Genomic DNA, 13,675 nt, shown 5'->3' with positions numbered 1-13,675 from the left:
GGTAAGATTGGAGAGTATTTTAGAACTGAATATCAGCTTGTGCAAAGCTTATGCACTTGATGCCATCGATGATTTGACAGTCTTTGTGAAAATTGAGCTTTATACCATTGTCCAAAAAATAATGTTCGTAACTATCAAAAGATATGTCAAATGTTTCGTTTTTGTAATTTGCGAAATATTTAGAGTTTGCATGTAAACCGTATTTATATAAAAAACAATTATAGTCACTTTTGAAAACTTCATAAATTTTGTTTAAATCAATCTCTTTTATGATAATGTCTATATCATTACACTTGTCAATATCAAATCCATGAAGATATTTTCCGAAACTTCCATAGACTAAGTAATTAATATGATTTGAATCAAGAATATTTGCAATTTGTTGGCCAAGTGTTTTGATTGTTAGAAGGTCAATTGTAGTCATTGAAGTATTTCGATCGTTTAGATATTTGTACTTTTCACAATTTCTACAATTTTGGTTGTCAATTCAGTCAACTTTTCACTATCTATATTTCTACTTGTAATCCATGGGGTTCCGATTCTTATGCCACTTGGCTTAAAAGGACTACTTGGATCAAATGGAATTGTATTTGCATTTATGATTATTCCAAGCTTTTCAAGTTCATCAGCAACTTGCCTTCCTCTGCCCGTTCCTACTTTCAAAACCAAGAGATGATTATCAGATCCACCGCTAACAACTTGAATTTCATTATCCACAAATACATCTTGCATAACTTTCCTGTTTTCTACAATTCGTTTGCAATAATCTTTGTATTCTCGACTGTTAACTTTCTTCATACAAAGAGCAATTGCAGCAGTTGTACTATTATGCGGTCCACCTTGAAGGCCTGGAAAAACTGCCTTGTTTATTTTTGTCATAATTTCTTCACTATTACTCAAAATCACAGCTCCTCTTGGACCTCTAAGTTGTTTATGAGTTGTACTCATCATAACATCTGCAATTCCAACTGGACTAGGGTGAAGATTTGAAATAATAAGACCTGAAATATGAGAAATATCTGCAAGCAAAAAAGCACCAACTTCAGTTGCAATTTCCTTGAACTTTTGAAAGTCTATTTCACGACTATATGCAGTTGTTCCACAGATTATCAGCTTTGGCTTATACTCATAAGCTAACTTTCTGACTTCTTCAAAGTCAATTAGTTCAGTTTGAGGATCTACTTTATAAGTTATAGAGTTATAGTAACTTCCTGAAAAATTCACACTTGCTCCATGAGTCAAATGTCCTCCACAATTTAAGTCAAAACCTAAAACTGTATCACCAGGATTTAGTAGTGCTTTATAAATTGCTTGGTTTGCAGGACTTCCTGAATAACTTTGCACATTTGCAAAATTTGCTCCGAAACCTTCACAAGTTCTAGAAATTGCAAGATTCTCAATTTCATCTATAAACTGATTTCCATTGTAGTATCTTTTGCCTGCGTAACCCTCTGAGTATTTATTATTCAACTTGCTTCCCAAAATTTCTCGAACCTCATCAAACATTTCATTTTCTGAAGCTATCAATGACCAAGTTTCAGATTGTCTTTTTTCTTCAAGATTAATTAACTTTTCAAGTTGTGGGTCGCTTTTTATGTTCATGATTTATTAGGTTAAACATTAAAACAATTCACAATTATACAATTAATCGTTTTTATTTGTTAAAATTTTTCTTATGAAAAAGATTTCAAGTATTATTTCAAGTTCAAACTCCGGATTTATAACTCAAAAAATATTGCAAGAAAAGAAATATTTGAAATATGATTTTCAAAAACTTGGAGTCGAGATTGCAACTAAACTTGATGATTTGTCACACAAATCTTTGTATATAAAACTTTGCAAGGTTACTGATGAAAAATTGATCAGAGAAGCTTTTGACTTTGCGATTGACTACAATCTCAAATCAGGAAACAGAGGAAAGATCTTCATGTGGAAATTGAAGGAGCTGAGGAAATAGGTATTTAAGATACTTCGAATGCTTTCGGACTTTCTTGTCCTAAGTAAGCAACCAGGATTGTCCTGACATCACAAAATAGGCTAGTATGTAAAGATCCCTTTTTTCATTAACAGCTTTTAGTGATTCAATGACAAATCCAGCTACAAAAACTTCACCTAATCCAGCAGCACTTCTATATATTTTTATAAACCTTCGATTCGCTACCGACTTTGACTAAAGTTATGCTTTGTAGCAACTTGGGTGTGAGTGTGTCAATAAATTCAAGTATGTCTGTGGCTAGTTCTGGAGTTAGCATAATCGAAGTTATACCACAGAGTTTAATTTTGTCGAGCATCTAGCATTTTGTATGCCTTCATGCTAAACTCATGAGATGTCGATTTTGGATATTCACAAAAAACTACAAAATAAAGAAATTAGTTCAACTGAACTTACTCAAGTAGCAATTGACAAAGTCAAAAAGTATAACTCTGAAATAAATTTCCTAAATACTTTGACAGATAAAGAAGCATTAGAAAAGGCTTTGCAAGTAGATGAGAAAATGAAAAACCCATTCACCCCGCAAAATGCGGGGAGCTTCCCCAAGGAAGCAGTTAGTACAGAATCATTACTTGCTGGAATTCCGATGACAATCAAAGATGTTATAGTTACAAAGGGAATTCGAACTACTGCAAGTTCAAAAATGCTCAATACTTACATCCCTCAATATGACTCTACTACGCATGCCAGACTTGACAAAGCAGGAGCTATAATGATTGGAAAAAACAATTCTGATCCGTTTGCATTTGGTGCAAGTGGAGAAAATTCAGGGTTTGGACCAACAAGAAATCCAGTTTGTATAAACAGAATAACTGGTGGAAGCTCATCAGGATCTGCTGCTGCAGTAAAACTTGAAGTCGGAGAATATTCAATAGGAACTGACACAGGTGGTTCGATACGGCAACCTGCAGCACTTACTGGACTTTCTGGACTTAAAGTAAGCTATGGTAGAAATTCTAGGTATGGTTTGATTGCTATGGGAAGTAGTTGGGACACTCCTGGAGTTCTCGCAAAAAATACTGAAGATGCTTGGATAGTGCAGAAGTACATAGAAGGTCATGATCCAAAAGACGGGACAAGTTCACATGAACCATTTTTAGGGCAAGGCATAGATACTAGTTCATCTGAATTTGTAGAAAAAGTAAAATCAGAATTAGATAAATTGAAATCAAGCTCAATTGCTGGTATGAAGATTGGAATTCCCCAAGAATATTTTGCAGATGGAGTAGATGAAGATATCAAAAAGGTTGTTCTAGATGCGATCAAGGAGTTTGAGATTATGGGTTGTGAGCTAGTAGATATCCAGATGCCGTATACCAAGTATGCTGTCCCCGTTTACTATGTCGTAGTTCCTACTGAAATTGCAAGTAATATGGGAAGGTTTGATGGAATCAGATATGGAGGGCTTTCGAAAGAAATTGACCAAAACAATCCAATTGATGCAAAAGAGGCCTTGAATAATGCACAAGATTTAGAATCATTTTATCTTGAGAATAGAGCTTTGCTTGAACCCGAAGTGAAAAGAAGAATCATGATTGGAACTTATACTTCGGCGAAAGGTTATGCTGACAGGTATTACAGTAAAGCTATGCAAGTAAGAACGCTTATTAAACAAGATTTTGATAAAGCATTTGAGAAAGTTGATGTCATAATGGCACCTACTTCACCAGTTGTTGCTTGGGGAATTGGGACAAAAAGTGATGATCCGGTTTTCAATTATCTTGCTGATATATTCACAATTCCAGTCAATGCAGCAGGAATTCCAGGGTTATCTATAAATGTTGGTTATAAAACAACTGTTGACCCAGCTGGATTTGGGAAAAATTACTTGGGTGAAGTTTGCATGAAACTTCCGATCGGTATGCAGATAATAGGAAGTAGATTTGAAGAGGACAAAATTTGTAAGTTTGGGATGGAGTGGGAAAAGAGGAATGAAGAATAGTTGTTCTTAGAATGCTATCATTTCAATGATGGAGTATCCAAAAATGAGTAACTTTTTTCAATTAAAACTCATTGTCTCACTCGGAAATCCCGGGAAAAAGTATGAATTTACCCGTCATAATGCAGGGCATCTAGTTTTGGAAAGACTTGAATCAAAGTTTAGAGACGAAAAGTGCGAAATATTCGAACTCAAGCATGTGAAATTTAGCCCAGATGTGAAGTTTTTCAAGTCAGACACTTTCATGAATGAATCTGGTAGTTTTGTAGCTAAAAAACTAAAGTATTACAAAATAAAACCTGAAGAATTACTAGTTATCCATGATGATCTTGATTTGCAGCTTAGTGAATACAAACTTCAATTTGCGATAGGTCCGAAGGTACACAATGGCATTTTGGACATCGAACAAAGGCTCGAAACCAAAAGCTTTTGGAGACTTAGAGTCGGGATTGACAATAGAACCAAAGAACAAAAAGAATATACGAGTGGAGCTGACTATCTGCTTGAGAGGTTCACTGCCAAAGAGTTGTCGATTTTGGATCATGCTTTGAATTTTAAGTTGAAATGAAATTGCATTTAACATAAAATTGCATTGTTTAGCATCAACTTAAATAATTTTCACATGAAAACACTGCTCAAATTAACAACATACACACTATTGCTACTTGGTATATTTACCCTTCCTACGTATGCAGCTACTACAAGATATGTAGAGAGAATATCAGTTGATAGTACTGGAGTACAGGGTAATGATGGTTCATATTTATCTTCAACCTCTACGGATGGAAGATTTGTAACATTCACTTCCGATGCTAATAACCTCGTCCCTGGTGATACAAATGCTAGAGCTGATATTTTTGTGTATGATCGAGATACTGATAGTATAGAAAGAGTATCAGTAAGTGGTACTGGGGTAGAAGGTAATGACTACTCATATGAATCTTCAATTTCTGCAGATGGGAGATTTGTAACATTCTATTCTGCTGCTAATAACCTCGTCCCTGGTGATACAAATGCTAGAGCTGATATTTTTGTGTATGATCGAGATACTGATAGTATAGAAAGAGTATCAGTAAGTGGTACTGGGGTAGAGGGTAATCATGTTTCATATCAACCTTCAATTTCTGCAGATGGAAGATTTGTAACATTTACTTCACGAGCTGACAATTTAGTTTCTGGAGATACAAATGCTAGAGATGATATCTTTGTGTATGATCAAAATACTGACACTGTAGAAAGAGTATCGGTAAGTAGTAGTGGGGTACAGGGTAATATTGATTCATATGAACCTTCAATTTCTGCAGATGGAAGATTTGTAACATTCACTTCTGATGCTAACAATTTAGTCCCTGGTGATGCCAATGTTACTGAGGATATTTTTGTATATGATCGAGATACTGATACTGTAGAAAGAGTATCGGTAAGTAGTAGTGGAGTACAGGGTAATGATGGTTCATATGAACCTTCAATTTCTACAAATGGAAGATTTGTAACATTCACTTCTGCTGCTAACAATTTAGTTCCTGGAGATACGAATTCAATGGCAGATGTATTTGTATATGATCGAGATACTGACAATATAGAAAGAGTATCAGTAAGTGGTACTGGGGTAGAAGGTAATGACTACTCATATGTACCTTCAATCTCTACAGATGGAAGATTTGTAACATTCACTTCTGATGCTAACAATTTAGTCCCTGGTGATGCCAATGTTACTGAGGATATTTTTGTATATGATCGAGATACTGATACTGTAGAAAGAGTATCGGTAAGTAGTAGTGGAGTAGAAGGAAATAATTTTTCTGGATTCTCTTCAATTTCTGCAGACGGAAGATTTGTAACATTCACTTCCGATGCTAACAACCTCGTTCCTGGGGATACAAATTCAATAGTAGATGTATTTGTAACCTATACTAACGAAGATCCTACTGACATAAGCCTAAGTAATAATGTAGTAACAGAGAGTATAGTATCACCATACCTAGTTGGAGTACTGACAGCAACAGATGCAGAAGGAGACTCACCATATACATACTCCCTATCATGTGCAGTACCAGGATTAGATGATGGAAGTTTCAATATATCAACAAACAACCTAAGACTAAATGTACAACCAGACTATGAAACGAAAAGTATCTACAGTCTATGTATCAGAGTAACAGATAACCTAGGGGGAGTATTTGACAAAAATTTCAATGTGTATGTAAGTGAAAGTACCCCACCAACTCAACCTGTAATGATTGACCTGCTAACTAGTAGCGATACAGGTATATCTTCTACTGACAATGTCACATCAGACAATACACCAGATGTAAGCTTGATATGTAGTGAAGTAGGAAATACTCTAAAAGTGTATAGTGGTAATGACCTACTCACAACTTATACATGTACAACTACTGGACCAGTCACATTGAATTTGATATTCCCAGTAACAAATGCTAGTTATGTACTCAGTTATACTGATACAAATGGATCAGGACAAGAATCAGCAAGATCGACTGTATTGAATTTAGTTATACAAACAAGTACCCGTGTAGAAATCTTATCAAGTACGAACAGTACCAAGCCTACAGTAGTTGTGGTAACGGAAGTAGGAGATAAGGTTACTATACCAAACTTTACATGTACACCTACACCAGCAACAGGAAGTAGTGTAAGTTGTGTATCAAATGCAAACCTAACAGGTAGTAGCTACATGCTAACCGTATCGAAAGAGAGTATAGCAGGAGTTTTGGGGAGTACGGATGTTAGTATTAGTATCAATGCATCTCTAGCTAGTACTGGTAAGATGAATGTACTACTTTCTTTAATACACTCTCTTTTTCATTGATTGTTATTGAATTATTCAAATTTAATGCTAGAATAGATGACGTGTTTCTATTTTGTATTGATAGAATTCACAGATAAAATAGGATATAATCAATTTTACTTTTATACTTTTATATACTTTTATTTTTCTTTAGAAATTCTGAAAATTCCTTAAACAAAATATATGGCGAACGCAATAGATTATACACAAGTCAAAGACTTAAACTTATATAGAAATATCGGTATCATAGCTCATATTGATGCTGGTAAAACTACAACTACAGAAAGAATACTATACTTCACAGGGAGGAAACATAAATTAGGCGAAGTACATGAGGGTGCTGCTGAGATGGATTTCATGCAACAGGAAAGAGAAAGAGGTATCACTATTCAGTCAGCTGCAACTACTTGCTTTTGGAATACCGATGGAAAAGCTCATAGGATAAATATTATAGATACACCCGGTCATGTAGACTTTACTGCTGAAGTTCAAAGGTCGTTGAGAGTTTTGGATGGAGCTGTAGTTTGTTTTGATGGCAAGATGGGGGTTGAGCCTCAGTCGGAAACTGTTTGGCGACAAGCAAACGAATACAAAGTACCTAGAGTTTGCTATGTAAACAAACTTGACTCTATTGGTTCAAGTTTTTATAAGTCACTAGATTCTATAAAAGCTAGACTGTCAAAAGATGCTATAGCTATCCAAATTCCTATTGGTGCAGAGTCAGATTTGTACAGAATAATTGACTTGGTGACTATGAAAGTTTATGAATATGGCAAAGATGATGTCAAGGAAATGACGATTACTGAAATTCCTGCAGATATGATTGAAACTGCAAATGAATGGAGGACAAAAATGATTGAAAAGATTGCTGAATTTGATGATGGATTGATTGAAAAGTTTTTTGCTGGCGAGGAAATCACTCCTGAAGAAATTTATCCTGTCATGAGAAAGGCTACAATTGAGAACAAAATTTTTCCTGTACTAGTTGGAGCATCATTAAAAAACAAAGGGATTCAGCCACTGCTTGATGTGATTTGTAGATATTTACCATCTCCAAATGACAGAGGGGCAGTTCAAGGTCATGATCCAGTAGATGAATCTGTAAGTTTGGAAAGAAAGCCAGATACAAAAGATCCCTTTGCTGCATTAGTCTTCAAAATAGCCGTTGACCCTCATGTTGGAACATTGTCGTTTTTTAGGGTGTATTCAGGTTCTTTGAAGGCAGGTACAACAGTCTTAAATCCAATTAAAAGGGCTGATGAAAGGATTGGTAGGATTGTTATGTTGCATGCAAATTCTAGAGAGGATGTACAAGAAGTGAGAGCTGGTGATATAGCAGCTATTATTGGTTTGAAAGATACCGGCACAGGAGAAACTTTGTCAGATCCAAGTAGTCCGATAATACTTGAGACAATTCGTTTTGCAAATCCAGTTGTAAGTCTAGCAATTGAGCCAAAGACAAAGTCTGATCAAGAAAAAATGGGTGAGGCATTGAACAAGTTGACGAAAGAAGATCCTACATTCAAAGTAACTGTAAATCAAGAAACGGGTCAAACGATTATTTCAGGAATGGGTGAGCTTCATTTGGAGATCAAAGTTGATATAATGCAAAGAGATTACGGTATAAATGTAAATGTAGGAAAACCTCAAGTTGCTTACAAGGAAACGATTACTGGAACTGCAGATCAGGAAGGAAAATATATCAAACAATCTGGAGGTCGTGGACAGTATGGGCATTGTAGGATTCGAATTGAACCTAATGTTGGGAAAGGGTTTGAGTTTGTTGATGCTATAAAGGGAGGTTCAATACCTAGGGAGTATATCAAACCAATTCAAGATGGCTGCGAGAAAGCTCTGGGTAATGGTGTTATTGGTGGATTTCCTACAAGTGATGTCAAGGTTGAACTGTATGACGGTTCATATCATGATGTTGACTCAAGTTCAGAAGCATTCGAAAGAGCAGGTTCAATGGCTATGAGGGCAGCTCTAAAAGCAGCGAAACCTGTACTTTTGGAGCCTATGATGACAGTTGTGGTTACTGTTCCTACTCAATATGCAGGTGATGTAACAGGAGCACTCTCATCAAAAAGGGGAATGATTGAAGGTATGGACGCTTTGGATGGTGATATACAAAGTGTCAAAGCAAAGGTTCCATTATCAAATATGTTTGGTTGGACGATGGAACTTCGATCTATGACATCAGGAAGGGGTGCAAGTACTATGGAATTTGATAGCTATTCAATAGTACCAAACGGATTGGTTGCTGAGCTTTTGGGAGATAGGTTGAAAAAGGATGCGAGCGAAGAAGAGTAAAAGAATTTATTGCAATTGTATTGTAAAGACTGGAAATGTTTTTTAAGTTGGAAAGCATATTTAGTTTTAAAATTAGTAAAAATTTGCTTGCAAATTTTAAAACATTGTGTGATAATCGATTTTGCAATTGAATAAGCTTTTGATATTGAATAATTCTTCTGGTGATGATCTGAATTTGAGAATTGTTTGAAAATATTTATTCTGCCTAAGTTATTAATTTAAGATAGGCTCTTTGATTCCGTTAATAGCGGAATGAACTTTATTTTTATGGCACAATTTGTTCGAAACAAACCTCATTTAAACATTGGTACTATTGGTCATGTTGACCATGGCAAAACTACAACTACTGCTGCTCTTTTGCAAGTATCTGCAGCATTGGGTTACTCTGCTCAAGCAAAGGATTATGCTACTATTGCTAAAGGTGGTATCACTCGAGGCGATGGTAAAAAAATAGTTACTGTTGCAACTTCTCATGTTGAATACGAGTCTGCAAATAGGCATTATGCTCATGTTGATTGTCCTGGTCATGCTGACTATATAAAGAATATGATAACTGGTGCAGCTCAGATGGATGGAGCGATATTGGTTGTGAGTTCTGCTGATGGCCCAATGCCTCAGACAAGAGAGCATCTTTTACTTGCTAAGCAGGTTGGTGTTCCTAAGATTGTTGTTTATGTCAATGTATATCCAGGTTCTGATGATCCAGACATGTTGGCTCTTATTGAAGAAGAGGTCAGAGATCTTTTGGAGAAGTATGAATTTGATGGGAAAGGTACTCCAGTTGTCTATGGAAATTCTTATAATGCTATGACTAATCCCCAAGATGCAGAATCAAGAAAGGGAATTGAGGAACTCTTGATTAAGCTAGATGAATGGATAGACGAACCAGTTCGAGAAATTGACTTACCTTTCAAAATGTCAGTTGAGGATGTATTTTCTATCTCAGGTAGGGGTACAGTAGCAACTGGTAGAATAGATAAAGGTAAAATAAAGGTTGGAGAAGAAGTGGAAATTTTGGGTATGGGAGAAGCTTCCCAAAAATCAGTTGTTACTGGAGTTGAAATGTTTAATAAACAAATGGAAGAGGCTCAAGCAGGTGATAATGTTGGACTTTTGCTTAGAGGTGTTGATAAAGATAGGATTCAAAGAGGTCAAACTTTGTGTAAACCAGGTTCCTTGAAAGTTCATACGGAATTTGAAGCTCAAGTTTATATATTGACTAAAGAAGAAGGTGGTAGACACACATCATTCTTTGCAGGGTACAAGCCTCAACTGTATATAGGAACTGCTGATATAACAGGCGAAGTTTTTTTGCCACAAGGTACAGAGATGGTTATGCCAGGTGATGATGTAACTTTGACTATCAAGTTGATAGTTCCAGTAGTCGTCGAAGAAAAAATGAAATTTGCAATTCGAGAAGGTGGTAGAACAGTTGGTGCTGGAGTTGTTACCAAAGTTCTTAAATAAATATTAACTTAAATAAATTGCTGCCCTAGTGCAGCAATTTTTAAAGTATGACACCCATAAAGATAACTATAACAGGATACGATTCAAAACTAGTTGATAAAGTAATTTCTCAATTGGTTGAAGATGTACTCAGAACAGGAGCTAGGCTTTCAGGTCCAATTCCTTTGCCAAACAAAAGGAGCGTTTTTTGTTTACTTAGGGGACCTCACATTGATGCTAGGTCAAAGGAACATGTACAGCTGATAAGGCATAAAAGACTTCTGGTTTTGAATGACTATAATGCTAAAACTATAGATGCGTTGACAAAAATGCAAGCACCTTCTGGTGTAGGTATAGAAATTAAGTAAATAATGAATTTTATTTTAGGAACAAAAAAGAATATGATTCAGATATTTGAAGACGGTGGGAATGTTGTGCCTTGTACTGTAATAGATGTGGCGGATAATATTTTTTTGGGTGCTAAGTCGAAAGAAACTGATGGTTACGAGTCAACTGTTGTTGGTAAAGATGTAAAGAAAAATTCAAATAAGCCAGAAAAAAACCAATTTGGGATTGGTAAATCCTATAAGTATATTAAAGAATTTGGAACAATTGTTGAAGGTTTGAATGTTGGTGATGATTATGCTTCAGAACTTGCAGAAGGCGATATTGTAGATGTCACAGGTACTAGTAAAGGCAAAGGGTTTCAAGGTGTAGTTAGGGCATATCATTTTAAAGGTGGACCGAAAACTCATGGACAAAGTACAAAACATAGGTCGATAGGATCTATTGCTCAGGGTCAAACTTTTGGACATGTACACAAGGGCCGAAGAATGCCTAAGAAATTTGGTAACCATCAAGTGACTGTAAAAAATTTGCAAATAGTTAAGTATGATAGGGAAAATAAAATTATCCTTGTAAAGGGTGCTGTTCCTGGAATGAAAGGTTCTTATATTTTTTTGAAAAAGGCAAGAAAGCAATAAATTATGTTGAAGGCTATTTTTTCATTTGCTTTTCTTATTTTGTGTTTTGTCTTATCTTTCTTTTTTTATGAAAAAACTGAAAGGTTTGAAAATGTACTGAATAAGGAAAATTGTAGGTACATTTTGAGTCGGTCTGTAAATGATGTAAAGCTAGGCATAAATCAAAGAATTTTGTCGCAAAACTATGAAGACAAATTGTTTTTGAGTTTGAAAGTTGACGAAGAATGTGAAGTGTTTTTTGTTGAGATCAAAAATAAAATTGATACTGTAAATGAGGATTTAGTTAAAATCAGTGAAGGTTCTACAGAAGATGGAAGTGAAAGTTTTATTGAGGCTTTTAATCTTAGTATTAATGATTTGTATTATGCAATTAATGCAATTTAGTTATGAAAGTTAATGTATTAAACAAAACAGGAAAAGTAGTTGAACAAAAAGATTATAAATTTCTTGATATTGAACCAAATGTTGACTTGGTTGCACTATCGGTCAAGATTTATCTAGGGAACCAAAGAGAGTCAAATGCACATACGAAAGATAGGGGAGATGTTACAGGCTCTACTAGAAAACTATACAGGCAAAAAGGAACTGGAAATGCTAGAAGAGGATCTGTCAAATCGCCATTGCTACGAGGTGGTGGAACAGTGTTTGGACCTAAAAATGATAGGAATTACAAAAGAAAATTGTCGAAAAAGTTAAGATTGCTTGCTATGTTGTCGGCTTTGAATATGGTTGCTAGTTCGGATGGGTTGTATGTATCGAAGGATAAGTTTGATTTTACGAAAACGAAGGAAGCTAATGAATTTATCAAGTTATTGAACTTCAAAAAATTACTGATTGTTCAAAGTGGTGATGAACCTATGATTTACAAAGCTTTCGTAAATCTCAAGGGATATAAAGTAGCAAATTTATCAGAATTGTCAGTTTATGACATTATAAATTATGGTAAAGTAATATTTACTGAAGAGTCAATCAAAAGCTTAGAGGCTAGATACGAAAGTTAATGGCAAAAGCAAACCAAGTAAAAAAAACAGGTGCAGTAGATATTGATAAAGGTTCAGAATTTTTGAAACCTATAATAAATGAAAAATCAATATTGCTCGCAAAAGACGGAATTTATAGTTTTGTTGTGACCAAAAAAGAATCGTCGAAGTCAAGATCGAATAAAATAATTGTTGGAAAAGAGATAGCTAATTTATACAAGGTGAAAGTCGTAGATATAAGGTCAGTATCAATTAGAGGTAAAAAAAAGCGAATTGGAAATACTAGAAATTTCCGAATTACAGATTCTAAAAAACGATATTTAGTGAAACTAGCGAAGGGTGATAGTATTGAAGGTTTTGCAATATAATGTTAACGCATCATAAAGCCACAACACAAACAAGAAGGCATCAAGTAAGGGTAAAGCATGTAGATTTGACGACAGATACTCCAGAAAAATCTTTATTAAAGAAATTAAATCCAAGGCTTGCTAGGAGTGGGAGAGGTAAAATAACTGTGCGTGGTCGAGGAACGAGGGCAGATAGAATGTATAGACTTATTGATTTCAGGAGACTAGACAGAGATTTGCCAGGTACGGTAAAAACTGTTGAATATGATCCATATAGATCTTGTTATATTAGTTTAGTTTTTTATCCAAATGGTAAAAAGTCCTATATATTAAATCCAAATGGCGTAAAGGTTGGAGATCAAGTATTATCTGCTGAAACAACACCAGTGCTTGTTGGTAATGCTATGAGGCTTGCAAATATTCCATCTGGTACTGCTGTGCATAATATAATTATAGATGAAAATAGAGATGGTGGATTAGTTAGGTCAGCTGGAACTAGTGCAGTTGTAATGGGGCAAAAAGAAAATTATACACAAATTAAGTTACCATCAGGTGAAGTTAGACTTGTTTTATCGAAAAATTATGCTACAATAGGTCAGCTTTCAAACCTTGATAACATGAATCAGAAGTTTGGTAAGGCTGGTACGCTCCGACACAAAGGTTTCAGACCGATTGTTAGAGGTGTAGCTCAGCATCCAAGATCACATCCACATGGAGGAGGTCAAGGAAAGGCTGGTAGGCACGGAACGGGTGGTCCAGCTGTTGATCCATGGGGGAATAAGAGATTTGCTAAGACTAGAAACAACAAGAGAACACAAAAATTTATTTTAAGAGGGCGAAATAGTAAAAAGGCTTTAGTTTAAAA

General features: G+C 35.3%; 15 protein-coding genes. 12 read left to right on the top strand and 3 right to left on the bottom strand.

Annotated elements, in window-relative coordinates:
* Nucleotides 1–19: 19 nt before the first annotated feature.
* Entirely contained in the window at nucleotides 20–424 is a 405-nt protein-coding gene (locus IPJ91_02795) for a hypothetical protein (protein QQR93361.1), read from the bottom strand.
* 17 nt (nucleotides 425–441) lie between these two features.
* Nucleotides 442–1,602, bottom strand: coding sequence for a serine hydroxymethyltransferase (locus tag IPJ91_02790; protein QQR93360.1), 1,161 nt, complete (start codon nucleotides 1,600–1,602; stop codon nucleotides 442–444).
* 73 nt (nucleotides 1,603–1,675) lie between these two features.
* Here IPJ91_02790 and IPJ91_02785 point away from each other — a divergent pair, with 73 nt between their 5' ends.
* Entirely contained in the window at nucleotides 1,676–1,957 is a 282-nt protein-coding gene (locus IPJ91_02785; GenBank protein ID QQR93359.1) for a hypothetical protein, read from the top strand.
* Nucleotides 1,958–2,129: 172 nt separating this feature from the next.
* On the opposite strand, the gene IPJ91_02780 is transcribed toward IPJ91_02785, so the two are convergent.
* A complete protein-coding gene (locus IPJ91_02780; GenBank protein ID QQR93358.1) occupies nucleotides 2,130–2,291 on the bottom strand; it encodes a hypothetical protein in 162 nt (53 codons plus the stop codon).
* A gap of 36 nt (nucleotides 2,292–2,327) precedes the next feature.
* On the opposite strand from IPJ91_02780, the gene gatA reads away from it, so the two are divergent.
* The 11 genes from gatA (at nucleotide 2,328) to rplB (ending at nucleotide 13,673) form a co-directional block, all read left to right on the top strand.
* Nucleotides 2,328–3,935: an Asp-tRNA(Asn)/Glu-tRNA(Gln) amidotransferase subunit GatA gene (gene gatA, locus IPJ91_02775; GenBank protein ID QQR93357.1), complete on the top strand. Its 1,608-nt coding sequence runs from the start codon at nucleotides 2,328–2,330 to the stop codon at nucleotides 3,933–3,935.
* A gap of 43 nt (nucleotides 3,936–3,978) precedes the next feature.
* A complete protein-coding gene (locus IPJ91_02770; GenBank protein ID QQR93356.1) occupies nucleotides 3,979–4,500 on the top strand; it encodes an aminoacyl-tRNA hydrolase in 522 nt (173 codons plus the stop codon).
* A 54-nt stretch (nucleotides 4,501–4,554) separates the two neighbouring features.
* On the top strand, nucleotides 4,555–6,762 hold the full coding sequence (locus IPJ91_02765; protein ID QQR93355.1) for a PD40 domain-containing protein: 2,208 nt from the start codon (nucleotides 4,555–4,557) through the stop codon (nucleotides 6,760–6,762).
* 162 nt (nucleotides 6,763–6,924) lie between these two features.
* Nucleotides 6,925–9,054, top strand: coding sequence for an elongation factor G (gene fusA, locus IPJ91_02760; GenBank protein QQR93354.1), 2,130 nt, complete (start codon nucleotides 6,925–6,927; stop codon nucleotides 9,052–9,054).
* A 261-nt stretch (nucleotides 9,055–9,315) separates the two neighbouring features.
* A complete protein-coding gene (gene tuf, locus IPJ91_02755) occupies nucleotides 9,316–10,521 on the top strand; it encodes an elongation factor Tu (GenBank protein ID QQR93891.1) in 1,206 nt (401 codons plus the stop codon).
* A gap of 47 nt (nucleotides 10,522–10,568) precedes the next feature.
* Nucleotides 10,569–10,868: a 30S ribosomal protein S10 gene (rpsJ, locus tag IPJ91_02750; GenBank protein ID QQR93353.1), complete on the top strand. Its 300-nt coding sequence runs from the start codon at nucleotides 10,569–10,571 to the stop codon at nucleotides 10,866–10,868.
* Between the two features lie 3 nt (nucleotides 10,869–10,871).
* On the top strand, nucleotides 10,872–11,483 hold the full coding sequence (gene rplC, locus IPJ91_02745) for a 50S ribosomal protein L3 (GenBank protein ID QQR93352.1): 612 nt from the start codon (nucleotides 10,872–10,874) through the stop codon (nucleotides 11,481–11,483).
* A 3-nt stretch (nucleotides 11,484–11,486) separates the two neighbouring features.
* The gene (locus IPJ91_02740) at nucleotides 11,487–11,867 is read left to right on the top strand and encodes a hypothetical protein (GenBank protein QQR93351.1); all 381 of its coding nucleotides are present in this window, start codon (nucleotides 11,487–11,489) and stop codon (nucleotides 11,865–11,867) included.
* Nucleotides 11,868–11,869: 2 nt separating this feature from the next.
* Nucleotides 11,870–12,484, top strand: a complete 615-nt coding sequence (gene rplD, locus IPJ91_02735; GenBank protein QQR93350.1) for a 50S ribosomal protein L4 — start codon at nucleotides 11,870–11,872, stop codon at nucleotides 12,482–12,484.
* The gene (locus tag IPJ91_02730) at nucleotides 12,484–12,831 is read left to right on the top strand and encodes a 50S ribosomal protein L23 (protein QQR93349.1); all 348 of its coding nucleotides are present in this window, start codon (nucleotides 12,484–12,486) and stop codon (nucleotides 12,829–12,831) included. Before rplD ends, IPJ91_02730 begins: the two co-directional genes overlap by 1 nt.
* Nucleotides 12,831–13,673 carry a 50S ribosomal protein L2 gene (rplB, locus tag IPJ91_02725; protein ID QQR93348.1) on the top strand — a complete coding sequence of 281 codons (843 nt, stop codon included), beginning with the start codon at nucleotides 12,831–12,833 and terminating at the stop codon, nucleotides 13,671–13,673. The genes IPJ91_02730 and rplB overlap by 1 nt, the downstream gene beginning before the upstream one ends.
* The last annotated feature ends 2 nt before the right edge of the window (nucleotides 13,674–13,675 follow it).

It is taken from the genome of bacterium (assembly GCA_016699595.1).
Lineage (GTDB): Bacteria > Patescibacteriota > Dojkabacteria.
The sequence above is the reverse complement of the archived record's forward strand: the minus strand, read 5'-3'. Positions and strand labels throughout refer to the sequence as shown.